Here is a 24,290-nt window from a genome sequence, read left to right as displayed (position 1 = left end):
AGGGACGGGCTCAGCGGCCCACGTCCTGGCCGAACGTGGCGTTGGCCTCCGGGGCGCCGAGCCCCTTGGGGCCGAAGGAGACGATCCCCGTCGTGGTGACCCCGGCGCGCGTGCCGGGGAAGTACCAGGCCGCGCCCGAGTCCCGGTGCGCCCCGTCCTCCCCGCGCGCGGTCACGGTCAGGTCGGCCTTCCCGTCCCCGTCGACGTCGGACAGCAGCACCCGGTGCCCGAAGTAGTCCCGCCTCTCGGAGACCCCGGGAACGCCCGGCTTGGACTGGTCGAAGGCCTGGGCACCGGTGCCGCTGAGCCCGGTGCGGGAGCCCTTGAGGAGGACGAAGGACCCGGCGTCGGAGACCTTCGCGGAGCCGCTGCCGATGTCCTCGCCGGGCACGCCGACGGCGATGTCGGCGTAGCCGTCGCCGTTGACGTCGCCCGCGCTGATGTCGGAGCCGAACCGGTCCCCGGCCTCGCCGACGCCGGGCACGCCCGCCGAGTCCTGGGTGATCTTCTTGGTGCGGGTGGCGGCGGGCCCGTTCTTGCTGCCGTAGTCGACGCGGACGGTGCCCTTGTCGCTCTCGTTGTCGTCGTTGCTGGAGCCGTTGTCGCGGGTGACGAAGTCGCCGTAGCCGTCGCCGTCGACGTCCGCGACGGCGCCGCCGAGGGAGGACTTGAGCTTCTGGGTGGTGCTGGTGAGCCCGTTCTTGGTGCCCTTCCAGAAGCGGCTGGGGTAGGCGCTCTCCTCGAAGCCGTGGGCGGTGACGAGGTCGTCGACGCCGTCGCCGTTCAGGTCGCCGGGGACGAGGTAGGCGGGGCCGAACGTCTGGCTGGTGTGGATGGCCTCCTGCCGCTGGGGCTTGCCGTCGCGCGTGAAGGGGCCGTAGGAGACGGTCATCCCCTCCTCGTCCTCGTCGTTGTCCGGGTAGTCGTTGCTGACGAGGTCGCGGTGGCCGTCGCCGTCGAAGTCCCCGGTGGCGAACCCGGCCGAGGTGGCGGGCAGTTCCTCGGAGGCGCCGGTGAGGCCGTCCTTGGAGCCCCACAGGGCGAGCAGCTTGTCGCCGTACCCGCTGCCCACGACGAGATCGGTGAACCCGTCGCCGTCCAGGTCCCCCACGGTCACCTGCGTGCCGAAGGTGCCGTCCTTCTCGATCTCGCCCGGCACTCCGGCCGTGCCCCGGTCGACGACCTTGGGGTGCGCCCGGTCCGGCCCGTTCTTCGAGCCGTAGACGACGGCGACGTACCCGGCGTTGGTCTTGCCGCCGACGGTGGCGTACGGCGCGGAGATCGCGAGGTCGGCGTAGCCGTCGTGGTTGAAGTCGGTGACGGGGACGCGGGGCGCCCGCGCGGCGGGCGCGGCGGCGTGGGCCGTGCCGCCGACGGCGAGCGGCACGGCGACCGCGGTCGCCGCGACGGCTGTGATGGCTGTGGTGAGGGAGCGTCGCACGGATCCTCCTGGGGCTGCTGTGGGGCTACGCCGGTGCACTGGGGGAGACCCACGAGGGGAAGGGACGGTTGCACGCGGGTGAAGCCGAGGCGCGGGGCGGGGCCCGGCGGAGTGCTTCCGTATCAAAATTGACCTCTGAACAGAAGACCAAAGTGACCTGTTCAGGAAGTCATTTCAGCCATAGAGTTCTGATCATGAACGAGAACGCAGCCACCGCGCACACCGACACCACCGCCTCCCAGCCGGTCCTGACCCGCTGTGCCGACGCCGAGACCTGCGCCGACCCGAGCAGCGTCATGAGCCTCCTCGGCGAGACGGGCGGCGCGGCGGGCTTCACCAGCTACCGCTCGACCTTCGCCCGGGGCGCGGTGGGTGCGCCGGCCCACTTCCACACCAAGGCCAGCGAGCTGTTCTTCGTGGTCAGCGGCTCCCTCCAGGTGCTGATCGGCGAGGAGATCAAGGTCCTGAACGCGGGTGACTTCCTCGCCGTCCCGCCGCACACCCCGCACGCCTTCGCCGCGGCTCCGGGCTGCGAGGCCGACGTCCTGTTCGTCTTCACGCCGGGCATGGACCGCTTCGACTACCTGCGCCTGCTGAGCCGCGTGCTGCGCGGCGAGGCCGACTTCAAGGAGATCGCCGAGTCCGGGGAGCGCTTCGACAACCACTACGTGGACAGCCCGGTGTGGCGAGCCGCCCTGGAGGCCGCCGAGGCCGCGCGGTGATCGACGCACGGCCTAGCGGAAGGCGGGCAGGCTGCGCTCCGCCCATGCCGCGAAGGGGCGGGCGGGCCGCCCGAGGACCCGCTCCACGTCCCCGCTGACCTCCTGCTCGGCGGGCAGCGGGCGGCCCAGCACGTCCAGGGTCCCGTCGATGGCCTCCTCGGGCATGAACCGCGCCAGGTGGGCGCGGGCCTGCTCGCGGGACAGCTCCACGAAGGTCACCTCCTCGCCCAGGGCCTCGGCGAGCGCCGCGGCCTGCTGCCGCGGGCTGACGGCCCGGGGCCCGGTGAGTTCGTACGTACGGCCCGCGTGCCCGTCCTCGCGGAGCGCGGCCGCGGCCACCTCGGCGATGTCCGCCGGATCGACGACGGGCAGCGCCACGTCGGCGAACGGGGCGAACACCGTCCGCTCGGAGCGGACCGCGTCGGCCCAGGCGTAGGCGTTCGACGCGAAGCCGCCCGGCCGCAGCACCGTGAAGTCGAGGCCGGAGCCGCGCACGGCGGCCTCGAACTCCCGCAGGCGGGCGTGCGAAGGCGCCTCCGGGCGGGTCGAGTTGAGCTGCGACGACACCAGGACGACCCGCTTGACCCCGGCCCCCACGGCCGCGTCGAGCAGTGCCCGGGGGCTCTCGCCGTGGGCGTTCAGCTCCCCGCCGATCAGCAGGAAGAGCGCGTCCGCGCCGGCCAGGACCGGGGCCATGTCCGCCGCGCTCCCGACGTCGGCCCGGGCGTGCCGGACCCCGGCAGGAAGGTCCGCGGGCGCCTCGCGCCGCGACACGGCGACGACGTCCTCGCCCGCGTCGGCCAGCAGGGGCACGAGCGTCCGGCCGATGTTCCCCGTCGCACCCGTCACCACGATCATCTGGGTCTCCTCCGTGAGAGTTTGTTAGTTAGTTGGCTGACTTACTCGCCGGGCAAGAAGTTAGCACGGCGGTGCGCCGCTTGCCTATAGTCAGTTGGGTGACCAACTCAGTGAAGCCGGAGTCGGAGCCGAAGCCGAAACAGGGGCAGGAGTCCAAGCCGCGGGCGCGCGGGGCCGACAAGCGGCGGCGGCTCGCGGCCGCGGCGGCCCGGGTCCTGCACGAGCAGGGCGCCGAGCGCACCACGCTCGCCGACATCGCGCGCGCGGCGGACGTACCCGTCGGGAACGTCTACTACTACTTCAAGACCAAGGACGAGCTGATCCGCGCCGCGCTCGGCGAACACCGCGTCCGCCTGGACGAGATCACGGCCGAACTGGAGGAGCTGCCGGACCCGCGCGAGCGCCTCAAGGCCCTCGTCGCGGCCTGGGTGGACCAGCGCGAGGTGGCCGCGCGGCTCGGCTGCCCCACCGGCACGCTCGCCGTCGAACTCGACAAGCGCGCCGACGGGGTCCTCGACGCGGAGGCGGCCACGGTGATCCGCCGCCTCCTCGACTGGGCCGCCGACCAGTTCAGGGCCCTGGCCCTGCCGGACCCGGACGGCCTCGCCGTCACCTTCGTGTCCGGCTACCAGGGCATGTCCCTGCTGGCCAACGCCCTGCGGGAGCCGGAGATCATGACCCGTGAGGGGGCGCGGCTCACCGCCTGGCTGGACTCCCTGGAGGGACCGGCCGGGTGAGACCCCGACCGGCCCCGGCCGTGCGGGTCAGCGGCCCATCCACGCGCCGAAGTAGGAGCGCTCGTCCGGGGCGCCCAGGGCGGCGGGGCCGAAGGACGTGCCGCCGGAGGTCGTCAGGCCGGTGCCGGACCCCTTGAGGTACCAGGCGGCGCCCACGTCCTGGACGGTGGTGTCCTCCTCGGGCGCGGTGACCGTCAGGTCGGCCTTCTTGTCGCCGTTGACGTCGGAGAGCAGGACGCGGCTGCCGAAGCGGTCACCCGTCTCGGACACGCCGGGCACGCCCGCCGTGGACTGGGTGAAGGCCTGCGCGCCCTTGCCGCTGAGGCCGCTCTTGGCGCCCTTCAGCAGGACCACGCTGCCCGCGTCGTAGGCCTCCGCGGCGCCCGCCTTGACGTCTTCGCCGGGGACGCCGACGGCGATGTCGGCGTAGCCGTCGCCGTTGACGTCGGCCGCGCCGAGGGCGGCGCCGAACTGGTCGCCGCGGTGGTACTCGCCGTCCCCGCCGGGTATGGAGCCGCCCCGCTCGCCCGCGCCGGGCACGCCCGCGCTGTCCTGGGTGATCTTCACGCTGCGGGTGGCGGCGGGGCCGTTCTTGTGGCCGTAGTCGACGCGGACGGTGCCCGCGTCGTCGGACTGCGCCTCGCCGTCGCCGCTGACCGCGCGGGTGACGAAGTCGCCGTACCCGTCGCCGTCGACGTCCGCGACGACGCCGCCCCGGGAGGGCTTGAGGGCCTTCGCGGAGGTGCCGCTGAGGCCGCTGCGCGTCCCCTTCCAGAAGCGGCTCGCGAACGGCCCGTCCTCGTCGCCGTCGTTGGTCACGAGGTCGTCGACGCCGTCGCCGTTCAGGTCCCCGGCCACGAGGTCGAGGAGCCCGGGCTCCGTGGGGACGCGCACGGCCTTCTTCCTGGCCGGGTGGCCCTGGGCCGTGAACGGGCCGTAGGAGACGGTCAGGGTGGCCCGGTCGTTGTCGTGCGCCGGGTAGACCTCGTTCACCAGGTCGCGGTTCCCGTCGCCGTCGAAGTCACCGGCCGTGATGTTCCCGTAGGCGCCGTTGGCGACCTCGCCGGAGGTCCCGGTCAGGCCGGCGGCGGAACCCCACAGGAGGACCGCCTTGGTCATGGGGTGCCCGCCGACGACGAGGTCGGTGTAGCCGTCCTTGTTGAAGTCGCCGGTGACCAGTTCGCCGCCGAACAGGTCGTCCTCACGGGCGTCGCCCGGGACGCCCGGGGTGGTGCGGTCGATGATGCGCGGGTGCGCGCGGTCGGGGCCGTTCTTGGACCCGTACACGACGGCGACGTACCCGGCGTTCTGCTTTCCTCCGGCGGAGCCGTACGCGGCGCTGATCGCAAGGTCGGCGTACCCGTCCTTGTTGAAGTCGGTCACCGGCGCCTTGGGGGGCCGGGGCGCGGCGGACGCGGTGCCCGTCGCGGTGAGCATGAGCGGTGCGGCGACCGCGGCCGCCGCGACGGCTGCGATGAGGGAGCGGCGCACTGTTTCTCCTGTGGTGTGCTGACGAGTGGGTGGATCAGGGGTGGTACGGGCGCTAGCGCGCGAGGCGCTCGCCCAGGCGGGCTTCCTTCTCCGGGGCGCCGAGCGCGGCCGGGCCGAAGGAGGCGATCCCGGCGGTCGTCAGGCCGGTGGCGGCGCCCTTGAACACCCAGGCCGCGCCCGAGTCCCGGTACGTGCCGTCCTCCCAGGGCGCGGTGACCGTCAGGTCGGCCTTCTTGTCGCCGTTGAGGTCGGACAGCAGGACGCCCGCGCCGAAGCGGTCGCCCTTCTCGGACGCGCCGGGCACGCCCGCCGTGGTCTGGGTGAAGGCCTGCGCGCCCTTGCCGCTGAGGCCGCTCCTGGCGCCCTTGAGCAGAACGAAGTTGCCGCTGTCTAGAACGTTCTTTCCACTCGCGGTGACGTCCTCGCCGGGGACGCCGACGGCGATGTCGGCGTAGCCGTCGGCGTTGACGTCACCGGCGCTGATCGAGGCGCCGAACTGGTCGCCGCTGTAGTACACGTCGCCGACGTACCCGCCGGTCTCGCCGACGCCGGGCACGCCCGGGCTGTCCTGGGTGATCTTCGCCGTACGGGTCGCGGCGGGTCCGTCGGCGCTGCCGTAGTCGACGCGGACGGTGCCCGCCTCGGAGTCGTTGTCCTCGTTGCTGGAGCCGTTGTCGCGGGTGACGAAGTCGCCGTAGCCGTCGCCGTCCACGTCCGCGACGGCGCCGCCCACGGAGGCCTTGACCCCCTTGTACGTGTGGCCGAGACCGGCCTCGGAGCCCTTCCAGAACCGGCTGCCGTACGCGCGGTCCTCGAAGCCGTGGCTGGTGACGAGGTCGTCCACGCCGTCGCCGTCCAGGTCGCCCGCGACGAAGTCGCCGAGCTCGCGGAAGGAGCCGAAGCCGATCGCGTCCTTCCTGGCCGCCTCGCCGCCGCGTGTGAACGGCCCGTACGAGACGGTCATGCCCGTGTCGTCGCTCTCGGGCGCGGCCTGGTACTCCTGCGTCACCAGGTCGCGGTGGCCGTCGCCGTCGAAGTCACCGGTGGCCAGCGACCCGCCCGCGTGCGGCAGTTCGGCGGCCGCGTCCCCGAGTCCGGCGGCGGAGCCCCAGAGCACGACGGTGCTGCCCGTGGAGGAGCCCACGACCAGGTCCGTGTACCCGTCCCCGTCGAGGTCGGCGGTGGTCAGCTCCCGGCCGAAGGCCCCGTACTCGCCGACCTCGCCGGGCACGCCCGCGCTCGACCTGTTGATGATCTTCCGGTGCGCCCGGTCCGCCCCGCTCTTGGACCCGTACACGACGGCCACGTACCCGGCTTCCTGCTTGCCGCCGACCGTCGCGTGCGAGGCGGCAAGGACGAGGTCGGCGTAGCCGTCCTTGTCGAAGTCGACGACGGGGGCCGTGGCCGCCCTCGCCCTGGGCGCGGCGGACGCGGTGCCGGTGCCGATCGCCAGCGGCGCGGCGATGGCGGCGGCGGCGATGGCGACGACGAGGGTGCGACGCACTGTTCCTCCTGTGACTGGTGGCCCTTCTTGATCAAGAACCGACAGAGAGGAGACAGCCGAGGTGACGCGAGGGTTGCACGATCCTGAACGAGGAGAAACGGAAGCCCCGGCTCAGCCCGCCTCGGCCCGGCCGGACTTGGCGCGGTGGCGCTGCCAGGGCAGACGGCGCGGCGGGCGGGCCACGATGTCGCCGCGACACCCGCAGCCCGGCTGCCAGCGCGGGGGCTCCGGTGCTCTCATCTCCCATGCGCCCAGTGTGCGCACCGCCCGAACGCCCCGGCAACGGCCGCAAGCGAAGATCAGGGAACACCCTGACGGATCTCAGGGTGCCGCCGCCCTCCTCGCGCAACTGTCGCGAAACTGCCCTTTCCGGACCGTTGCCCCGCTGCTTGAATCACCTCTCGCACAGGGGCAAACCGGGAGTGCCGCCCGGCACTTCCGCGGGAGCGAGAGAGGGGTACCACCATGAGCATGACCCAGAGCGGCAAGCTGACCATGGACTCGTCCCACTCCACCGAGACCCGGGGCGGGAAGACCGACACCTTCAACCAGGTCACCTTCCCCACCCCGTTCCCCACCGGGTCGGACGTCGTCGTCCAGGTCACCGTGCAGACCTTCAACGGGCCCGAGACCCCCGGCGTCCGCCTCCACGACGTGACCCGCACCGGCTTCAAGATCCGCTTCAACGAGATCCTCGGCGGCGGCGTGAGCGCGGACGGCAAGCACGTCACGGAGACCGTGGGCTGGACCGCCTACACCGTCTGAGCCCCCGCGGCGAAGCCGACGAACGGAGCCCAGGCCGCGCCTCCGACGGCCACGACGGCCTCCTGGGCTCCGTTCTTGTTCTTGGAGTCGCGGATGTGGACGGTGGCGGGGGCTATCGCCACCTCGACGCACTCGGGCCCGTCGTTGCCGCTGTGGCTGCTCTTGCGCCACTCCTGGGCGACCTCGACGCAGTCAGGATCGTCGTTGCCGCTGTAGCTGCTCTTATGCCATTCCAGGGCTACTTCGACACAATTGGGGCCCTCGTTGCTGCTGTAGCTGCTCTTGAACCATTGCAGCGCAGGGGTGGCAGGGGTCATGTCTCCTGTTTCCTCACTTCCTCGATGAAGGCCAGTGACTCCAGGGGCGTGAGAGCTTGGGCCCGGATCATGCCATAGCTGGCCTCCAGGAGCTGGACCTCCCGGGGATCACTGATCAGTCGGCTGTAGAAGTACGCTTCCAGCTGCCCCAGCGTTTTTCCGTTCGCGAGTTTCAAGAGTTGGAACGAGCCGCCCATGCCTGCATGGTCCTTACGGTCGGTGGGCATCACCTGGAGTACGGCTTTCCTCAACCTGCCAAGTTCCAACAGGTGTTCGAGCTGTTGTCGTAGAACCATTCTGCCCCCGATCGGTCGCCGCAGAGTCACCTCTTCCTGGACAAAGGTGAGCTGTGGCATGGGTGCGCGATCGAAGATGGACTTCCGGGCCACTCGTGCGGCAACGTGGCGCTCGATCTCCTCCTCCGTGTAGGGAGGCCGCCGCATCTCGAACAACTCCTGGGTGTATGCCGGTGTTTGGAGCAGGCCGTGGATGTGGTGGCTCTCGTACGCACCGAGGTCGACCGCCTCCTCCTCCAGTGACTTCAAGTCCCGTACCTTCTTCGGGTACCGGGCTTCCTCCGCGTCCTTCCTCATCGCGAGGATCTTGCCGCCCGCGCGCAGTACTTCGTCCGCCTTCTCCAGGAACACCAGCTTCGGCGCTCGTCGCCCGCGCTCGACCGACGACACCATCTCCTCGCCGTATCCGATGGCCGCGCCCAGCTCCGCCTGGGTCATGCCCGCGTCCTCGCGCCACGCTTTGATCTGACGGCCCACCGTCCTGAGGGCCGCCGTCGCTTCCTCGTCCTCCATGCCGCCACCTCTCCGCGTACGAGCCGGACGGCCCCGAGCGGTATCCGGACAGTCGCTCTGCGTACCGGCTTCTCTGCTGTGCAGCCTAGACACGAGTGGCCACGCTGAGTGATGTGAATGGTGAAGTGACCCAAGCCGCCGTCCCTGTACGGCTGTTCTCAAAGCTCCTGCCTGCGACGCGCAAGGGCGCACGGCAGGCGCGTACGCTCACGGAGCGTCAACTTGACGCCTGGGGTGCGCCGTCGTGCGCCGCCCTCCACGTCGTCGCCGAACTCGCCGCGAACGCGGTGCTGCACGGGCACGTGCCCGGCCGGAACTTCCGGCTCGCGCTGCGCCTCGACCCGGCCGGAACGCTCCGCGTCGAAGTGACCGACGCCCGGGGTGACCGGGTCCCGCGGATCAAGGACCCGGAACCGGAGGGCTGGGCGGAGTCGGGGCGCGGACTGCTGATCGTCGGTGTGTACGCGGACCGTTGGGGGGTGGTGGAGGCACCGGCCGACTGCAAGACGGTATGGGCGGAGGTCACACCGGACCGCGCGGATCCGTGACCCGGCCGGGCCCGGCCGGGCCCGACGGGCACCGGGGCCGCCGCCGCTTGACCTCAAGCGCGCTTGACGTACGAGGGTCGCCGACATGACACCCTTTCGCGACCTCGTGCACCCCGCCGCCGGAACGGCCCTGATCAGCGAGTGGATCACGCGTACTCCCGAGCGGACGCGGGCCGCCGCCGACGCCGTGACGCAGGAGTGGGCGGCGGGGGAGTGGCCGTCCGCGCTGCTCTCCCAGCACGTGTTCCGGGCGACGGACGGTACGGGCCTGCTCTTCTACGCCCAGTGGACCAGCGACGAGGAGCACCTGACGTGGGCCCGCGCCCGGCGCGGCGCGCTCGTGAGCCGGGTCGACGCGCTCGTGCCGGGCATCGAGCGGCCGGGGCTCCACCGGACCCGCCTCCACCGCAGCGTGGTGCACGACGGCGGCCGCGCGCCGGGCGCGCTCGCGGTGACCAGGACGACGGCGGGCACGGTGGTGGCGGCGCCGGGGCTCCTCGCCGCGCACGTCCACCTGACGAAGGACGGCGAGGAGTCCTTCGTCGTCGAGGAGTGGGCGGACGCGGCCTCCTTCGGCGCGGCCGTCCGCACCGGCACCCGCACCGCCAAGCGGTACACGCTCCACCACTCCTTCCTCAACGCCCGCACGGAGGCGTAGGCCGCGCCAGTCCCGGCGGACCCCGGCGCTCCGGGCCCCCGTGGGGGACACTGGACCGCCAGGTACGCGGGGCAGGGGAGGCCGATGACCGAGCCGTCGATGCAGGAGTTGATCCGCCGCCGCAGGCGCTCGGGGTTCGTGGGGCGCCGGGGCGAACTCGCCGCGTTCCGCGGCAACTTCGACGTGCCGGTGACCGACGAGCGCCACCGCTTCCTCTTCCACGTGCACGGGAACGCGGGCGTCGGCAAGACCTCGCTGGTCCGGGAGATGGAGCAAATCGCCCGCCAGCAAGGCGCGTTGACCGCCTGCACGGATGAGGCGGTCGGCAGCGTCCCGGAGGTGATGGCCGCGGTCAGCGCCGAGTTCGCCCGGCGGGGCCGCAGGTGCAAGGAGCTCGACCGGATGCTCGCCACCCACCGGGAGCGGCGGCACGAGGCCGAGATGGCGAGCCTCGCGGCGACGGCCGACCCCGGCCAGGACCCGGGCACCGTCCCGCCCCCGTCGGCGGGCAGCATGACGGCGGCCCGGGCGGGCCTCGCGGGGCTCGGTCTGCTGCCCGGTGTCGGCGCGTTCACGGGAGCCGTCGACCCCGCGCAGCTGGCGCAGGGCGCCGACCGGCTGCGGGCGGGCCTGAGCGCCCGGTTCCGCAACCAGGAGGACGTCCAGCTGGTCCTGTCCCCCGAGCGGGTCCTGACCCCGGTGTTCCTCGGCGAACTGGCCGAGGCCGCCCGCGCGTACCCGTGGGTCGTCCTGTTCTTCGACACGTACGAACGGACCGGGCCGTTCCTCGACGGCTGGCTGTGCGACCTGATGACGACGGACCGGTACGGAGCGCTGCCCGCCCACCTCGTCGTGGTGACCGCCGGGCAGCAGGCCTTCGACGCGGCGCGGTGGGACGGATACCTCGACTTCATGGCGGACGTGCCGCTGGAGCCGTTCACGGACCTGGAGGCGCGCGGACTCCTGGCGGGCAAGGGCGTCACCGCCGAGCCGGTCGTCGAGGAGGTGCTCCGGCTCTCCGGCGGCCTGCCCGTCCTGGTGTCGACGCTCGCCGAGAGCCGCCCCACCGGGCCGGACGGCGTCGGCGACCCGTGTGCCACGGCCGTGGAACGCTTCCTGAAATGGGAGCCGGACCCGGTGCGGCGCGCGGTGGCGCTGGCCTGCGCGCTGCCGCGCGGCCTCGACGAGGACGTGGTCCGGGCGGCGGTGGACGGCCTGTGCGCGGCCGAGGAGGTGCCGGACCTGTTCGCGTGGCTGCGGAAGCTGCCGTTCGTCAGCGACCGCGGGGACCGCCTCGGCTACCACGACGTGGTGCGCGACCCGATGCTGCGCCTCCAGCGGCAGCGCTCGCCGCGGGGCTGGGCGGAGCGGCACGGGAGGCTCGCGGAGACGTTCGGGGCGTGGCGGGCGGAGACCGGGGCCGCACTCGACGCCGACGCGGTGTGGGCCGACGGGCAGTGGCGGGAGCTGCGGCTCGCGGAGTCGTACCACCTGCTGTGCGCGGGCGGGCGGACGGCGCTGCCGGACGTCCTGCGCGACGTGGTCAGCGCGTGCAACCAGGGGGAGTCCGTCGCCCGGCAGTGGGCACGCGTCCTGGCCGACGCGGGCTCGGACTCCACGGGCCGGGCGGCGGAGCAGTGGGGGCGCGACCTGCTGGCGGCGCTCGGCCGCGACGACCTCACGCTGCCGCTCGGGCTGCTGATCGACCGGGGCGGCCTCGACCGCCGCGGCCGGGCCCTCGCGCACGCGGTACGGGGCCGGTTCCGGCGCCAGAGCGGCGCCTTGGAGGACTCGCTGGCCGACTACGACCGGGCCGTCGCCCTCGACCCGGAGCTGATGCGCGCCTACCGCGGCAGGGCCAGCACCCACGGCAAGCGGGGCGACTACGCCGCAGGTCTCGCGGACCTGGACCGCGCCGACGCGCTCGTGCCGGACCAGATCGTGACCCTCCGCATGCGGGGTGAGTTCCAACGGATCCTCGGACACTACGAAAAGGCGGTCGACGACCTCGGCCGCGCGATCGAACTGGCCCCCGGGCAGGAGTACGCCTGGGCGTCGCGGGGTGCCGCCCTGCACAGCCTCGGCCGCCACGACGAGGCGCTCCGCGACTTCGACCGGGCCCTGGAGCTGAAGCCGGAGTACACCTGGGCGCTGGTGAAGCGCGCCCGGCTGCACCTGAGCCTCGGCCGGTCCGAGCGCGCCCTCGCGGACCTGGACCGGGCCGTCGTCCACTCCGCCGACTGGGCGTGGGTGTGGGGCACGCGGGGCGACACGCTGCGCGTCATGCGCCGCTATGAGGAAGCGCTCGTGGACTACGACCGTGCACTCGGGATCGACGACGGGTACGCGTCGGGCTACGCGGGCCGCGGTGCCGTGCTGCTCGGTCTCGACCGGCCGCGGAAGGCGCTCGCGGACCTGGACCGGGCCCTCGGAGCCGCCCCGGACCGGGCGTGGACGCTCGCCCAGCGCTCCCGCGCGCGCCGCCGCCTCGGTGACCACGAGGGAGCCCTCGCCGACGCCGACCGGGCGGTCGAGCTGTGGCCGGACTCGTCGTGGGCGCGGTACTGCCGGGCGCGGGTCCTCGTCGGCCTGTACCGGTACGAGGACGCCCTCGCCGACCTGGACCGGATCGTCGGCAAGGAGCCGGGCTACGGGGACGCGCTGGTCCTGCGGGGCAGGGTCCACTCCGAGCTCGGGCTCCACGAGCAGGCACTGGCGGACCTGGACCGCGCGGTGGCGACCGACGAGGACCGCCCCTCGCTCCGCGAGGGCAGATGCTTCGTCCAGGTGCGCGTCGGCCGGCTCGCCGGGGCCGCGGAGGACCTCGCCCGTCTCGCGGCCCGGGGCGAGCGCACCGACTGGGCGTGCTGCATGAGAGCGGCGCTCGACCTCATGAACGGGCGCCCCGACCTGGCACTCGCCGGACTCGCCGCCGACGACGGGGCCGCCACCCGGTTCGTCGGCGGCGCCGACGCGCTGGCTCAGGCGTGCCGCCTCATGGGGCGCTGGCCGCAGGCGCGCGCGGCGGCCTCGGCGCTGCGCGCCCACGACGAGGCGCTCGGCGCGCTGGCCCACGCCCTCGCCGTGAGCGGCGGCGAGGGGGCGGGCGCGGCCCGCACGGCCTGGCAGGACGCGGACCGGCTGCTGCGGGCCGGTGGGCGCAGGCCCGCCGAGGCCGCGTACCTGGGCGCGGTGGTCGCCGCCGGTCTCGCCGACTGGACCGCGCTCGACGCCCGCCTCGCCCGCTGCGTCCCGCCCGACGACCCTCGCACGAACTGGGCGGACCGCGTCGAACTGGCCGACCTCCTCACGGAACTGCTGCACGCCCCCGGCGCCGACCGCGCTCGCCTCGCGCCCCGGCTGGCGCGGGTGGCCGGGGCCCGCGACGCCTTCCGGGCGCGCTACGCGGAGCCGGGCGCGTAGCGCCGTCAGCCCGGCGTCTGGACCAGGAACGCGCCGCCCCCCGGCGCCGGCGCGAGCAGCAGGGTCAGTTCGTACGGGCGCGGGGTGCCGTCGGGGGCGGTGAGGGTGACGGTTCGGGGAGTGAAGTCGGCGACCGAGCGGCAGGACCACCAGGCGTCGAGTTCGGGGCGTTCGGCGCGCAGCAGGGCGGTCACCTCGTGGCTGCGGGACGCCGGGGGCTCGCGGTCGGCGCGGGTGCGGAAGTGCCGGTAGAGGTCCGTGGCCAGCGGCTCCCAGGCGGGCAGGACGCGCTGGTGGGCGGGGTCGGTGGCCAGGAGCAGCAGGAGGTTGCGGCGGTCGGCGGGCACGCGGGCCGGGTCGGGCCAGAGCGCGGCGTACGGCGCGTTCCAGGCGCGCAGGTCGAGGGACGGGGCGAGGAGCACCGCGGGCGTGGCCAAGCCGTCCAGCAGGGGCTGGTGGTCGGGCGACGGGGCGGGGGCCGTGTCGAAGGGGGCGTACCCCGCCAGGGTGAGGGCGTGGCGGTGGGCCGCGGCGTCCAGGCGCAGGGTCCGCGCCACCGCGTCGAGGACCTGCCGCGAGGTGTCGACGCGGCCCTGCTCCAGCCACGTGTACCAGGCCACCGACACGCCGGACAGCGCCGCGACCTCCTCCCGGCGCAGGCCGGACGTGCGCCGCCGGGGCGTGCCGGGAAGCCCGACGTCCGCCGGGGCCACGCGCTCGCGATGCGCCCGCAGGAAGCCACCGAGCTCACGGCGCAGCGCGGCCGGGGCCGCGACCGGGTCCGTCATCCTGTTACCTCCGCTCACCCCAGGAACGCCTGCCTGGCCGGCGTCCATTCCCGGGGCGAGGGTTGCCGCATGAGCAACGACACCGACCTCACCCCCACTGTCCGGCGCCGCGTCAACGACTCCTCCGCGTTCACCGAACCCCGCACGCTCATCCGCGTGTACACGCCCCTCGGCACCCTGGAGTCCGTCACCGGCTTCTACGAGCGGCTGCTCGGCGTGGAGCGGGACATGTGGTTCACGTATCCGGCGAAGCGGCTCGCGCTCGCCGTCGTCGGGAGCTTCCTGCTCGTCGAGGGCGACGAGGAGACGCTCGCGCCGTTCCGGGCCACGGACGGCACGCTGATCATCGACTCCGCCGAGACCTATCTGGCCCGGCTCGCGGCGGAGGAGGGCACGGAGGTCCTCGACCCGCCCCACCGCGTCCCGACCGGCACCGGCTTCACCGCCCGGCACCCCGACGGCACGGTCATCGAATACGTCGAACACCGCCCAACTCCCGACGGTAACTAGGGAAACCGCACCTTCCGCACAAACCACTTGCCCCCTGAACCCACCGTTCCCGTTCGATTACAGTGCTGCGGAGTCGGACGGCGAGGCACGGGAAAGGGGGTTCGGTGAGTGCCGTAGCAGCCACCTCGGTGTGGGGCCGCACCGAGCAGCAGGACTTCCGCAGCCGGGTCCGCGGCACGCTGCTCGCGGCCGCCGTCGGTGACGCGCTCGGCGCGCCCGTGGACGGCGCGGCCCTGGCGGAGATCCGGGCCGCGCACGGCGCCGACGGCCTCACCGAACTCGCCCCCGCGCACGGCGGACGCGGCGCCGTCACCGCCGCCACCCAGCTGACCCTCTTCACCGTGGACGGTCTGATACGCGCCCAGGTGCGGCGCGACACGGGCGCCTGGCACCCGCCGACCGATCTGCACCGGGCGTACCTGCGGTGGGCCGTGACCCAGCGCGACTGGGGGCCCGACGAGCGGCGCAAGGAGGACGGCTGGCTGGCCCGCGAGGAGTGGCTGTACTCGCGGCGCGGGCCCGCCCGCGCCTGCCTCACCGGGCTCGCCGACGACCGCATGGGCACCCTCGACGTGCCCAAGAACCCGGGCGAGCGCGGCCCGGAGGCCGCCGCCAGGTCCGCGCCCTTCGGGCTGCTCGTGGGGTGGGAGCCGCAGCTCGTCCTCCAGCTCGCCGTGGAGTGCGCCGTGCAGACCCACGGGCACCCCCACGCCTACCTCGCCGCGGGCGCCCACGCCGTGCTCGTGCACGGGCTCGCCCGCGGGGAGTCCCTCGACGGGGCCGTGCAGCGCGCGCTGTCCCTGCTCGCCGCGCGGCCGGGCCACCAGGCCGTCACCGACGGGCTGCGGCACGCGCTCGGCGCCGTACGGCAGGGCATGCCGAACGCGGCCCGCGTCGAGGAGCTGATCGGCGACGGCGAGGCGGAGGGCGTGCTCGCCGCCGCCGTGTACTGCGCCCTCGTCGGCGAGGACGTCCGCCACGGCCTCAGGCTCGCCGTCAACCACGGCGCGTCCTCCACGGCGGCGGGCGCCCTGTGCGGGGCCCTCCTCGGCGCGCTGCACGGCGAGACCGCGCTGCCCCCCGGCTGGCTCACCGAACTGGAGGGCCGCGCCACCGTCCTGGAACTCGCCGACGACTTCGCCATGGAGATGACCCAGGGCCCCGCCCTCCACAGCCCGGCGGGCGCGGCCCCGGGCTGGCTGGCGAGATATCCGAGGGCGTGACAGGGGGGCGCAGCCCCGTAGGGGCGCGGGGCCCTGTCGATCTGCGGCTCCGCCGCGTGGGCGCGCTCAGCCACAACAAATCCGCAGACGAAGAGGCAACCTAAACCTGCGAGTCGGCAAGGAGCTTGAGGGCCCGGGCCTTCGACTCCGCACTGGCCCGACGCGGGTCGCCCGCATCGAAGGGGGGACGCGGGTCGTACTCCACCGCCAACTGGATGGCGCGGGCCGTGTCGTCGTCCGTGAGCCGCGCGGCAAGGTGCAGCGCCATGTCGATCCCCGCGGAGACCCCGGCGGACGTGATGAACTTCCCCGACTCCACGTAGCGTTCGGGTACGTACGTCACGTCGTAGGTCTTCTCCAGGTACTCCGCCGACGCCCAGTACGTCGTCGCGCGGCGGCCGTCGAGGAGCCCGGCCGCGGCGAGCACGAGGGAGCCGGTGCACACGGACGTGGTGAAGCGGGTGCGGCGGTTCGTGGCGCGGATCCACTTCAGGAGGGTCTGGTTCTCCATCGCGGCGATGACACCGCGGTTGCCCGCGCCCGGGACGAGGAGCACGTCGAGGCGGCCCGCCTCGTCGAGGGAGCGCTCGGCGACGACGGCCACGTCACCGGTGTCGGTACGGACCGGGCCGCGCCGCTCGGCGACCATCGTGACGCGCGCGCCCGGCACGCGCGAGAGCACCTCGGCGGGTCCGGTGGGGTCGAGGAGGCTGTAGCCGTCGTAGAGGAGGATGCCGATGCGCGGGCCCTCGGCGCCGGGCTCGCGGGCCGCGTCGGCGTGGGCGGCGGCGGGGCGGGCGGCCAGGCCCGTGGTGGCGAGGGCGGCGGTGGCCGCGGTGGAGCGCAGCAGGGTGCGGCGGGTGGTGGGGTGCGTCATGCCCCGGGAGTCTGCCGCCCGGGCGGCTGCCGCGGGCGGGGCATGTCCGGCATCTTGCGCATCGTGTCCCCGCTGACGCCGTACGCGTCGAGGAAGGCTTGGCGCAGCGTCTGCGCGGAGCCGAAGCCGCAGCGGCGGGCGATGGCGGCCAGCGACAGTTCGCTGGAGCGCACGAGGTGCGCGGCGGCCTCGGTGCGGGCGGCGCGCACCGCGCGGGCCGGGGTGGTGCCGAGGTGCGCGGCGAACAGGCGCGTCAGGTGCCTGGTGCTCACGCCCGCGCGGGCGGCGAGCGCGGCGGGCGTGAGGTCCTCGGTGAGGTGCGCGGCGATGTGGGCCGCCAGGTCCCGGACCAGGCGGTCGCCGGGCGGTGGCGCGGCCAGGAACATGCTGATCTGCGCCTGGTCGGCGGGCCGGTGCAGATACGAGACGAGTTCGCGGGCGACCGTCCGGGCCAGGGTCGGGCCGTGGTCGTCCTCGATCAGGGACAGGGTGAGGTCGAGGGCGCTGGTGACGCCCGCCGAGGTGTAGACGTTGCCGTCGCGCACGTACAGCGGGGCGGTGTCGACGGCCACCGCCGGGTGCCGGGCGGCCAGTTCGGCGCCGTAGCCCCAGTGGGTGGTGGCGCGGCGGTGGTCGAGGAGCCCGGCGGCGGCCAGGACGTAGGCGCCGGTGCACACGGAGGCGATCCGGCGGCTCGTGCGCGCGAGCCGCCGGACCTGGGCGACCAGGCGAACGTCGGCCGCCGCCCGCTCGTACCCGGCGCCGCCCGCCACGAGCAGCGTGTCCAGCGGCCCGGCCACGGTCTCCAGGCTCCGCCCGGCTCCGAGGGCGATCCCGGAGCTGCTGCGCGCCGGGGCGCGGCCGACGGTGCCGAGCTCGATCTCGTACGGCGGCTCGGCCCCGTACCGGTTCGCGATGTCCAACGCCCCGCTGGGACAGGCGACATCGAGGATCTGTGCGTCGTCGTACGCGACGATGAGGATGCGTCTCGCGCTGGGCATGGGGGCATCCCACCACGCGAGAGGAGCGCCCGTAGGGGCGCGGGGCCCTGTCGATCTGCGGCTCCGCCGCGTGGGCGCGACCAGCCAGGACGGCCCCGCAGCCGAAGAGACGCCCGCTAGGGCCCCGGCTTCGAGGGCGCGGCCGCGGCCTGGCCCGGCAGGGGGAGGGCGGCGGCGGACCCGTCGCCGTCCGTGTTGATCCGTTCGATCAGCGCATCGCGCTCAGGCGTGTCCTCCGGCTTGACCCAGCCGATGACCACGTACAGGACCAGCGACACCGCCAGCGGTATGGACACCTGGTACTGGAGGGGCACGCCCCCGTCGACGTTCCAGCTGATGGGGTAGTTGACCAGCCAGAAGGCGAGCAGGCCGAGGCCCCAGCCGGTGAGCGCCGCCGTGGGGCCCGAGCGGCGGAAGGTGCGCAGCAGGCCGAGCATCATCGGGATGGCGATGGGGCCCATGAGCCCGGCGACCCACTTGATGACGACGGTGATGATGTCGTCGAAGGCAGGGGAGTTGACCTGGGTGGCCACCGCCATGGAGAGGCCGAGGAAGACGACGGTGGTGAGGCGGGCCGCGACGAGGCCCGCGCGGTCCGTCCACTGCCGGGCCCTGCGGGACAGGACCGGCGCCACGTCCCGGGTGAAGACGGCCGCGATGGCGTTGGCGTCGGAGGAGCACATGGCCATGGTGTGGGAGAAGAAGCCGACGATGACCAGACCCAACAGGCCGTGCGGAAGGAGCTGTTCGGTCATCAGGGCGTAGGCGTCCGACCCGTCGGGCTTCTCCGCGTCGACCAGCAGCGGTGACATCCACATGGGGAAGAACAGGACCAGCGGCCACACCAGCCACAGCACGGCGGACAGCTTCGCGGACCGCGCGGCCTCGCGGGCGTTGGCCGTGGCCATGTAGCGCTGGGCCTGGTTGAGCATGCCGCCGTTGTACTCGAAGAGCTTGATGAAGAGGAAGGCGAGCAGGAACACCGTGCCGTACGGGCCGACCAGCGGCTTGGCGTGGCCGTCGAGCTCCGGGCTGTCCCACACCCCGAAGAAGCCGCCGTGGTCGCCGAGCTTCACGACCACGGCCACGAACATCGCGATCCCGGCGAACAGCTGGATGACGAACTGGCCCAGCTCGGTCAGGGCGTCCGCCCACAGGCCGCCGATGGTGCAGTACACGGCGGTGACCGCGCCGGTGATGAGGATGCCCTGGTTCAGGGAGATTCCGGTGAACACGGACAGGAGCGTCGCGATCGCCGCCCACTTCGCGCCCACGTCGACGATCTTCAGGAGCATGCCGGACCAGGCGAGCGCCTGCTGGGTGGGCAGGTTGTAGCGGTTCTTGAGGTACTCCAGCGGGGACGCCACGTGCAGCCGCGAGCGCAGCCGGTTGATGCGCGGCGCGAAGAGGCGGGCGCCGATCGCGATGCCGAGCGCGATGGGGAAGGACCAGGTGACGAAGGACGTGACGCCGTACGTGTAGGCGATTCCGGCGTAGCCGGTGAACATCACCGCGCTGTAGCCGGACATGTGGTGCGAGATGCCGGACAGCCACCACGGCATCTTGCCCCCGGCGGTGAAGAAGTCGCTGACGTTGTCCACGCGCTGGTGGGACCAGACGCCGATCGCGACCATCACGCCGAAGTAGCCGATGAGCACGGCCCAGTCGAGACCGTTCATATCCCCCTCCCGGGGTCCGCCTTGTGAACTCGGTCAACTCCGCTGATCTGGTGGGGACTTCACCCGTGCGGCGCGGGAACGGCCGGGAAGGGCCCGCTCATCGTCGGTTCGGCCGCGCGGCACGGACAACCGCCCGCACGGTCAAGACGAAGTAAAATCGTTCGAGTTGGCGACCTTCATTCACATACATGACCATGTGAGGGAAGAAGGAGCCCCCGGCGGCGGGCCGGGGGCCGGGCGCGGAGCGGGTGTCTCAGCGCATCAGCTCCCCCGCGTTCACCAGGAGCGACTGTCCGGTGATGGCCCGCGCCCGGTCCGAGGCGAGGAAGACGCACGCCTGTGCCACGTCCCCGTCCGTGGCCAGGTCGGGCAGCGCCATGCGCTCGGTGAGCCGCCGCTTCACCTCGTCCTCCGGCACGCCCTCGGCCCGCGCGGTCAGCGTCACGTACGCCTGGACCGGCGGGCCCCACATCCAGCCGGGCTGCACGGTGTTGACCCGGATGCGGAGCGGGCCGAGCTCGCGCGCCAGGGAGTACATCGCCGAGGTCAGCGCGCCCTTCGACGCCGCGTACGCCGCCTGGCGCACCTGCGAGGGGGCCGCCACCGACGACTGCGTGCCGATCAGGACCACCGAGCCGCCGCGCTCCTTCAGGGCGGGCAGGCACGCGCGGGCCATGCGCAGCGAGCCGAGCAGATTCACGTCCAGGACGTCCGCCCAGGTGGCGAAGTCCGCGTCCTGGAGGCCGCCGAAGTGGCTGTCGAGGGCCGCGACCTGGACCAGCGCGTCGACGCGGCCGAACCGCTCGACGGCCAGGCCCGCGAGCGCCGCGCACTGGGCCTCGTCGGTGATGTCCGTCGGCCGGTACGCGGTCCGGGCGCCCTCGGGGTCCAGCAGGGCCGCGGTCTTGGCGAGGTTCGCCTCCGTGCGCGCGCCGAGCACGGCGTTGCCGCCCTCGGCCACGACGGCCGCGGCCACCTCGTGGCCGAGCCCGGCGCCGACGCCGGAGACGATCACGGTCTTTCCCTGGAGCAGCGGCATGCGGGCCTCCCGGCTCTGGCCTTCTGTCTGACGGGGCGTCAGAGTATGGGTCCGCGCGGAAGAAGGGGAGAGGCATGGGCGACGACACCCGGTCCACGAAGGCCCCCGGCGAGGCGTACGGCGCGCTCGCCGCGGTCGGGCCCTACGGCGTGCGCCCGGGGCACGCGCTGATCACCATGGTCGAGCCGCACCCGGGGCACGAGTTCGCGTACAACCGCTGGTACGAGGACGACCACTACTACGCGGGCGCGATGGCGATGCCCTGGATGTACGCGGGCCGGCGCTGGGTGGCGACCCGGGAGCTGCAACTCCTGCGCGTGCCCGAGAAGTCCGCCGTCGCGAGCCCGGTGACGGCGGGCTGCTACCTGTCGACGTACTGGATCACCGAGGGGCGCTACGACGAGCACATGCAGTGGACCGTGGCCATCAACAAGCGCCTCAACCGCGACGGCCGCGTCCACCAGGCCCGTACGCACGTCTTCACGGCCTTCCAGGACCACGAGGCGACCGTCTACCGCGACGGCGCCGCCGGGCCGCGCGATCTGCACGCCCTCGACCACCCGTACCAGGGACTCGTCCTGGAGGTGATCGACGCCGCCGGGCCGGGGGAGCGCGCGGAGTTGCTGGAATGGCTGCGCGCCCGGCACCTGCCCCGGGCGCTCGGGGGCTCGCCCGCCGCCATGGTCACGCTCTTCCGCCCCACGCCGCTGCCGGGCGACCGGATGACGTACGTGAAGCAGGTCGAGGGCGTGGACACCCGCTTGACGCTGCTGTGGTTCCTGGAGTGCGATCCGCGCGCGTGCTGGGCGGAGCGCTTCGCGGCGCGCGAGGCGGAGGTGGCCGCGTCGGGCCTGGGGCGCGTGGAGCTGCTCGCGCCGTTCGTCCCGACGGTGCCGGGCACGGACCGCTACGTGGACCAGCTGCGGTAGCGCGCCCGGACAGGGCCGAGCCCCCTCGGCCGGGACGGCGGACCAGTCGAGAGGGCTCTGCGGGTGGAGCTATGCGGTTGTCTCTGCGATTGCCTTCACTGGCACGTATCACCCGAGGTCGTGGGACCCTTCACGCACCTCGCTCACGAAGGCGTTCCACGAGTCGGCCGGGAAGGCGAGGACCGGGCCGCCCGTGACCTTGGAGTCCCGCACGGAGATCGCGTGCAGAACGGGGGACTTGACCTCGACGCACGCGCCGTTCCCGGTGGAGTAGGACGACTTGGTCCACGAGGGCGACGCGCCTTGCTGGATTGCCATGTTTGCTCCGTTTGTGCAGTTGGTGAATTGCGGTATCCCGCGGGAGAGCGGTATACGCCAACGCCGTTGCTCTGTTGGCGTGAATGACGCTACTCGCCAACATCGAGTGGCGGATGGTTCGTTCACTCAACCGGATGGCATATTCCAGAGGGGTCTTCCGTCCCGACGCGGCAAAGGTGTACCGTGCGGCGGTTTCGCGGCCGGAGGGGCATCGGCGATAACCGGAAGGCCTGCTTCCGAATATCGGCCGGAGGTCAGCGGGCGTAGTCCTTGGCGATGTCGGCGATCAGCTGCCGGGATTGGTCCACATTGAGCGCCTGGGCCCGCAAATGCTCGTACATGACGCTGTACTGCTGCACGTCATTGGCCTTTTCCAGATACAGGTCGCTGGTGACGCCCTCGATGTAGACGACGCTGGAATCCGACGCGTCCGGAAACTCCAGGATCGCGTACTGGCCGTTCAGGCCGGGGTGCGCGCCCATCTCGAAGGGGATCACCTGCACCGTCACGTGCGGCAGCTGGGACTGCTCGACCAGGTGCTCCAGCTGCTCGCGCATCAGCGCGCGGTTGCCGACGACGCGGCGCAGCGCGGATTCGTCGAGGACGGTCCACAGGCGCAGCGGATTCTCCGGCGCGGCGATGCGCTCCTGGCGGCGCATGCGGACCTGGACCCGTTTCTCGATGTCCGTCGGCGTGGTCTCCGGCAGCGCGCCGGTGATCAGGGCCTCCGCGTACGGCCTGGTCTGGAGCAGCCCGGGGACGACCTGCGGGTCGTAGACGCGCAGCGACGCGGCGTCGGTCTCCAGGCCGATGTACACGCTGTACGGGATGTCGCCGAAGGAGTGCCACCAGCCCTGCTGGCGGGAGTCCTTGGCCATCTGCATCAGCGAGTCGACGATGCGGTGGTCCTCCACCTCGTACACCCCGCACAGATCGCGGACGTCGCGCTGGCTGATGGAGCGGCGGCCGTTCTCCAGGCGGCTGATCTTCGACTGCGAGACGAGCAGACGCTCCGCCACCTCCTCCGCCGTCATGCCCTTGAGCTCACGGAGCCGCCGCAGCTCCTGGCCTAGCCGGCGACGCCTGACGGTGGGATTGACGTTGGACGCCACGGGAAGTGCACCTCCGGCAAATATGCCTCTACATTGCGTGTCTGCTGTGGAGCAGAGTGCCACCAAGGGGCAACTCGCCGCTGGGAAACAGCAGATACGGCGGCTCTGTGGGGGTGCCGACGCCCCGCGGCGTCGCGTGTGCTTCTCAACGTGCGTGTCGCGTGCGGTGGTTGCGGCCGTGCGGGGCCCGGGCGCCGATGTGACCGGCGCCCGGCCCCGCACGGACCGGCGGCTCCCGAACCGGGTCTCGGGGGACTGCGGCGCGGAGCTGGTGGTGGTGCGGTGTGCCTCACGGCGCGGTGTGCACCTCGCGGTGCGGTGTGCACCTGGGGTGCGGTCTGCACCATGCGGTGCGGACGCGCCTCAGGCGCGGGGTGCGTCACACGGTGCGGGTGACGCGGGGCCGCGTACGTGTGCGCGCCGGGTGAGCGCGCGTGCCGCGGGTGCTGCCTGTGCTGCGTGCTGCGGTGCCGGGCGCCGCGGCCGGTGCGGGCCGTGCGCTCGCGGTGCCGGATCCGGTGCCGGTGCCGGTGTCGGCGGCCGTACCGGTGCCGGTGCCTGCTTGTGCTGTGCCGTGGCAGCGCTGCCCGGGGATCGGCTCCCCGTGCGTGGCCGCTCGATCAGTGGGCCACCGCGCGGGCCATGGCTCCCGCACCCCGGCGCGGCTGCATCGGGACCCTGCCGGGTTCCGTCACCGTCCTCGCCGTCGTGCGTGCGGGCGGCCGTGCGCCCTGCGGCTGTCCCTGCCCCGCCGTCGCGGGGCTGCGGCGGGGCTGCGCCGCCACGCCGTTCTGGACGTCCATCACGGCGTGTGCCACGAGGCCGCCCATGGGGTCGTGCCGGATCAGGTCCCGCAGCCGGGAGCGAGACGATCGTCCCTCGTTGCCCGGATACAGGTGCTTGCCGAGGCCGACCGCGTGGGCCAGCGCGGCGAGCGCCGCGGTCCGCGGGTCCGGCGGTACGCCGGTGCGGATCGCCGAGTCCAGCCGGGACCTGATCTCCCGGCTGATCGCCGTGTCCGTCGCCTGGTAGCGAGTCGTCGGCAGCACTCCGCACATCTGGCCCGCCACGGCATGCACCATGCCGCACCGCTCCAGGTGCGAAAGGTAGGTCTGGCGCAGCCCCAGGCGGGGCCCGCCGATCCAGTGGACCGCGCGGACCGGGCTGCCGCGCCTGCGCAGCAGCTCCAGTGCGGAGTCCAGAGTCGGATCTCCCGTCGGCCGTGGCATCACCACGGCGATACGATCCCCGTCAGGGGCTATCCGTCCGGCCAGCGCCAGCTCCACTAGCTGTGCTCCGGCCAGACCGAGGTCGAGCGACTGCGGCTGCGCTGTGGTACCCGTGGCCGGGTCCAAAGCGAGCAGCAGAAGCTCCTCCGGAATTGTTCTGCGGCTCCTGCCCATCCATGCCTCCCCGCGTGGATGAATGACAGGGTGACCCCTCTCACATTGGTCTGTCGAGAGCGCGTGGGCGGTACGTACGGGAACCAGTAGGTATGTCGTTCTCGTCTACCACGGGGGTTAAGCCCTCACACAGGACAC

The 24,290-nt window shown here is 73.1% G+C and carries 24 protein-coding genes; 9 read left to right on the top strand and 15 right to left on the bottom strand.

Translation table 11 applies throughout. The features are described from left to right. Nucleotides 1-10 precede the first annotated feature (10 nt). Entirely contained in the window at nt 11-1,441 is a 1,431-nt protein-coding gene (locus MQV74_RS18740; protein ID WP_242719163.1) for an FG-GAP and VCBS repeat-containing protein, read from the bottom strand. 194 nt (nt 1,442-1,635) lie between these two features. Between MQV74_RS18740 and MQV74_RS18735 the strand changes: the two genes are divergently transcribed. After that, on the top strand, nt 1,636-2,163 hold the full coding sequence (locus tag MQV74_RS18735; protein WP_242719161.1) for a cupin domain-containing protein: 528 nt from the start codon (nt 1,636-1,638) through the stop codon (nt 2,161-2,163). Between the two features lie 12 nt (nt 2,164-2,175). On the opposite strand, the gene MQV74_RS18730 is transcribed toward MQV74_RS18735, so the two are convergent. Continuing rightward, nucleotides 2,176-3,021 (bottom strand): SDR family oxidoreductase, encoded by an 846-nt coding sequence (locus MQV74_RS18730; protein WP_242719159.1) that lies wholly within the window; start codon nt 3,019-3,021, stop codon nt 2,176-2,178. Nucleotides 3,022-3,131: 110 nt separating this feature from the next. Between MQV74_RS18730 and MQV74_RS18725 the strand changes: the two genes are divergently transcribed. Then, nucleotides 3,132-3,758, top strand: coding sequence for a TetR/AcrR family transcriptional regulator (locus MQV74_RS18725; RefSeq protein ID WP_242728824.1), 627 nt, complete (start codon nt 3,132-3,134; stop codon nt 3,756-3,758). Nucleotides 3,759-3,785: 27 nt separating this feature from the next. Here MQV74_RS18725 and MQV74_RS18720 read toward each other — a convergent pair whose 3' ends face one another. From MQV74_RS18720 to MQV74_RS40810, 3 genes are all read right to left on the bottom strand, one after another. Then, entirely contained in the window at nt 3,786-5,249 is a 1,464-nt protein-coding gene (locus MQV74_RS18720) for an FG-GAP-like repeat-containing protein (RefSeq protein ID WP_242719157.1), read from the bottom strand. A 52-nt stretch (nt 5,250-5,301) separates the two neighbouring features. Continuing rightward, nucleotides 5,302-6,753 (bottom strand): FG-GAP and VCBS repeat-containing protein, encoded by a 1,452-nt coding sequence (locus tag MQV74_RS18715; RefSeq protein WP_242719155.1) that lies wholly within the window; start codon nt 6,751-6,753, stop codon nt 5,302-5,304. Nucleotides 6,754-6,864: 111 nt separating this feature from the next. Then, on the bottom strand, nt 6,865-6,993 hold the full coding sequence (locus tag MQV74_RS40810; protein ID WP_278194174.1) for a hypothetical protein: 129 nt from the start codon (nt 6,991-6,993) through the stop codon (nt 6,865-6,867). A gap of 225 nt (nt 6,994-7,218) precedes the next feature. Between MQV74_RS40810 and MQV74_RS18710 the strand changes: the two genes are divergently transcribed. After that, nucleotides 7,219-7,518, top strand: coding sequence for a hypothetical protein (locus tag MQV74_RS18710; protein WP_242719153.1), 300 nt, complete (start codon nt 7,219-7,221; stop codon nt 7,516-7,518). Here the strand turns inward: MQV74_RS18710 and MQV74_RS18705 are convergent. Further along, nucleotides 7,506-7,835 carry a DUF397 domain-containing protein gene (locus MQV74_RS18705; protein ID WP_242719151.1) on the bottom strand — a complete coding sequence of 110 codons (330 nt, stop codon included), beginning with the start codon at nt 7,833-7,835 and terminating at the stop codon, nt 7,506-7,508. The two genes, MQV74_RS18710 and MQV74_RS18705, sit on opposite strands and share 13 nt — an antisense overlap. Beyond that, entirely contained in the window at nt 7,832-8,644 is an 813-nt protein-coding gene (locus tag MQV74_RS18700; protein ID WP_242719149.1) for a helix-turn-helix domain-containing protein, read from the bottom strand. The genes MQV74_RS18705 and MQV74_RS18700 overlap by 4 nt, the downstream gene beginning before the upstream one ends. A 125-nt stretch (nt 8,645-8,769) precedes the next feature. Between MQV74_RS18700 and MQV74_RS18695 the strand changes: the two genes are divergently transcribed. The 3 genes from MQV74_RS18695 to MQV74_RS18685 all read left to right on the top strand — a co-directional run bounded on the left by MQV74_RS18695 (nt 8,770) and on the right by MQV74_RS18685 (nt 13,273). Next, entirely contained in the window at nt 8,770-9,192 is a 423-nt protein-coding gene (locus MQV74_RS18695) for an ATP-binding protein (protein ID WP_374120643.1), read from the top strand. An 85-nt stretch (nt 9,193-9,277) separates the two neighbouring features. Continuing rightward, a complete protein-coding gene (locus MQV74_RS18690) occupies nt 9,278-9,850 on the top strand; it encodes an antibiotic biosynthesis monooxygenase (protein ID WP_242719145.1) in 573 nt (190 codons plus the stop codon). 84 nt (nt 9,851-9,934) lie between these two features. Continuing rightward, nucleotides 9,935-13,273 (top strand): tetratricopeptide repeat protein, encoded by a 3,339-nt coding sequence (locus tag MQV74_RS18685; RefSeq protein ID WP_242719143.1) that lies wholly within the window; start codon nt 9,935-9,937, stop codon nt 13,271-13,273. 5 nt (nt 13,274-13,278) lie between these two features. On the opposite strand, the gene MQV74_RS18680 is transcribed toward MQV74_RS18685, so the two are convergent. Continuing rightward, a complete protein-coding gene (locus MQV74_RS18680; protein ID WP_242719141.1) occupies nt 13,279-14,061 on the bottom strand; it encodes an MmyB family transcriptional regulator in 783 nt (260 codons plus the stop codon). 69 nt (nt 14,062-14,130) lie between these two features. On the opposite strand from MQV74_RS18680, the gene MQV74_RS18675 reads away from it, so the two are divergent. Together MQV74_RS18675 and MQV74_RS18670 are read left to right on the top strand one after the other, a co-directional pair. Then, nucleotides 14,131-14,571: a VOC family protein gene (locus tag MQV74_RS18675; RefSeq protein WP_242719139.1), complete on the top strand. Its 441-nt coding sequence runs from the start codon at nt 14,131-14,133 to the stop codon at nt 14,569-14,571. A 104-nt stretch (nt 14,572-14,675) separates the two neighbouring features. After that, entirely contained in the window at nt 14,676-15,794 is a 1,119-nt protein-coding gene (locus MQV74_RS18670; RefSeq protein WP_242719137.1) for an ADP-ribosylglycohydrolase family protein, read from the top strand. A 100-nt stretch (nt 15,795-15,894) separates the two neighbouring features. On the opposite strand, the gene MQV74_RS18665 is transcribed toward MQV74_RS18670, so the two are convergent. The 4 genes from MQV74_RS18665 to MQV74_RS18650 form a co-directional block, all read right to left on the bottom strand. Beyond that, a complete protein-coding gene (locus tag MQV74_RS18665) occupies nt 15,895-16,671 on the bottom strand; it encodes a DJ-1/PfpI family protein (RefSeq protein ID WP_242719135.1) in 777 nt (258 codons plus the stop codon). Then, the gene (locus MQV74_RS18660) at nt 16,668-17,654 is read right to left on the bottom strand and encodes a GlxA family transcriptional regulator (RefSeq protein WP_441349357.1); all 987 of its coding nucleotides are present in this window, start codon (nt 17,652-17,654) and stop codon (nt 16,668-16,670) included. Before MQV74_RS18660 ends, MQV74_RS18665 begins: the two co-directional genes overlap by 4 nt. Before the next feature lie 134 nt (nt 17,655-17,788). Further along, entirely contained in the window at nt 17,789-19,351 is a 1,563-nt protein-coding gene (locus MQV74_RS18655; protein ID WP_242719131.1) for a sodium:solute symporter family protein, read from the bottom strand. Nucleotides 19,352-19,604: 253 nt separating this feature from the next. Beyond that, complete coding sequence (locus tag MQV74_RS18650) at nt 19,605-20,390, bottom strand: SDR family oxidoreductase (RefSeq protein ID WP_242719129.1); 786 nt, start codon at nt 20,388-20,390, stop codon at nt 19,605-19,607. A 74-nt stretch (nt 20,391-20,464) separates the two neighbouring features. On the opposite strand from MQV74_RS18650, the gene MQV74_RS18645 reads away from it, so the two are divergent. After that, a complete protein-coding gene (locus tag MQV74_RS18645) occupies nt 20,465-21,319 on the top strand; it encodes a hypothetical protein (protein ID WP_242719127.1) in 855 nt (284 codons plus the stop codon). A 108-nt stretch (nt 21,320-21,427) separates the two neighbouring features. Here MQV74_RS18645 and MQV74_RS18640 read toward each other — a convergent pair whose 3' ends face one another. The 3 genes from MQV74_RS18640 to MQV74_RS18630 form a co-directional block, all read right to left on the bottom strand. Then, a complete protein-coding gene (locus MQV74_RS18640; protein WP_138960271.1) occupies nt 21,428-21,637 on the bottom strand; it encodes a DUF397 domain-containing protein in 210 nt (69 codons plus the stop codon). A gap of 254 nt (nt 21,638-21,891) precedes the next feature. Then, nucleotides 21,892-22,749 (bottom strand): helix-turn-helix domain-containing protein, encoded by an 858-nt coding sequence (locus MQV74_RS18635; RefSeq protein ID WP_242719125.1) that lies wholly within the window; start codon nt 22,747-22,749, stop codon nt 21,892-21,894. Nucleotides 22,750-23,369: 620 nt separating this feature from the next. Then, nucleotides 23,370-24,152 carry a GOLPH3/VPS74 family protein gene (locus tag MQV74_RS18630; protein WP_242719124.1) on the bottom strand — a complete coding sequence of 261 codons (783 nt, stop codon included), beginning with the start codon at nt 24,150-24,152 and terminating at the stop codon, nt 23,370-23,372. Between the last annotated feature and the right edge of the window lie 138 nt (nt 24,153-24,290).

This window comes from Streptomyces sp. AN091965, from assembly GCF_022698285.1.
GTDB lineage: Bacteria > Actinomycetota > Actinomycetes > Streptomycetales > Streptomycetaceae > Streptomyces.
This window is presented reverse-complemented; position numbering and strand designations above follow the sequence as displayed.

Excerpts from the sequence above, each read along its gene's own strand:
- MQV74_RS18735 (WP_242719161.1), top strand. The coding sequence starts at position 1,636 with ATGAACGAGAACGCAGCCACCGCGCACACCGACACCACCGCCTCCCAG.
- MQV74_RS18730 (WP_242719159.1), bottom strand. The coding sequence starts at position 3,021 with ATGATCGTGGTGACGGGTGCGACGGGGAACATCGGCCGGACGCTCGTG.
- MQV74_RS40810 (WP_278194174.1), bottom strand. The coding sequence starts at position 6,993 with ATGAGAGCACCGGAGCCCCCGCGCTGGCAGCCGGGCTGCGGGTGTCGC.
- MQV74_RS18710 (WP_242719153.1), top strand. The coding sequence starts at position 7,219 with ATGAGCATGACCCAGAGCGGCAAGCTGACCATGGACTCGTCCCACTCC.
- MQV74_RS18705 (WP_242719151.1), bottom strand. The coding sequence starts at position 7,835 with ATGACCCCTGCCACCCCTGCGCTGCAATGGTTCAAGAGCAGCTACAGC.
- MQV74_RS18700 (WP_242719149.1), bottom strand. The coding sequence starts at position 8,644 with ATGGAGGACGAGGAAGCGACGGCGGCCCTCAGGACGGTGGGCCGTCAG.
- MQV74_RS18690 (WP_242719145.1), top strand. The coding sequence starts at position 9,278 with ATGACACCCTTTCGCGACCTCGTGCACCCCGCCGCCGGAACGGCCCTG.
- MQV74_RS18685 (WP_242719143.1), top strand. The coding sequence starts at position 9,935 with ATGACCGAGCCGTCGATGCAGGAGTTGATCCGCCGCCGCAGGCGCTCG.
- MQV74_RS18680 (WP_242719141.1), bottom strand. The coding sequence starts at position 14,061 with ATGACGGACCCGGTCGCGGCCCCGGCCGCGCTGCGCCGTGAGCTCGGT.
- MQV74_RS18675 (WP_242719139.1), top strand. The coding sequence starts at position 14,131 with ATGAGCAACGACACCGACCTCACCCCCACTGTCCGGCGCCGCGTCAAC.
- MQV74_RS18665 (WP_242719135.1), bottom strand. The coding sequence starts at position 16,671 with ATGACGCACCCCACCACCCGCCGCACCCTGCTGCGCTCCACCGCGGCC.
- MQV74_RS18655 (WP_242719131.1), bottom strand. The coding sequence starts at position 19,351 with ATGAACGGTCTCGACTGGGCCGTGCTCATCGGCTACTTCGGCGTGATG.
- MQV74_RS18650 (WP_242719129.1), bottom strand. The coding sequence starts at position 20,390 with ATGCCGCTGCTCCAGGGAAAGACCGTGATCGTCTCCGGCGTCGGCGCC.
- MQV74_RS18645 (WP_242719127.1), top strand. The coding sequence starts at position 20,465 with ATGGGCGACGACACCCGGTCCACGAAGGCCCCCGGCGAGGCGTACGGC.
- MQV74_RS18640 (WP_138960271.1), bottom strand. The coding sequence starts at position 21,637 with ATGGCAATCCAGCAAGGCGCGTCGCCCTCGTGGACCAAGTCGTCCTAC.
- MQV74_RS18630 (WP_242719124.1), bottom strand. The coding sequence starts at position 24,152 with ATGGGCAGGAGCCGCAGAACAATTCCGGAGGAGCTTCTGCTGCTCGCT.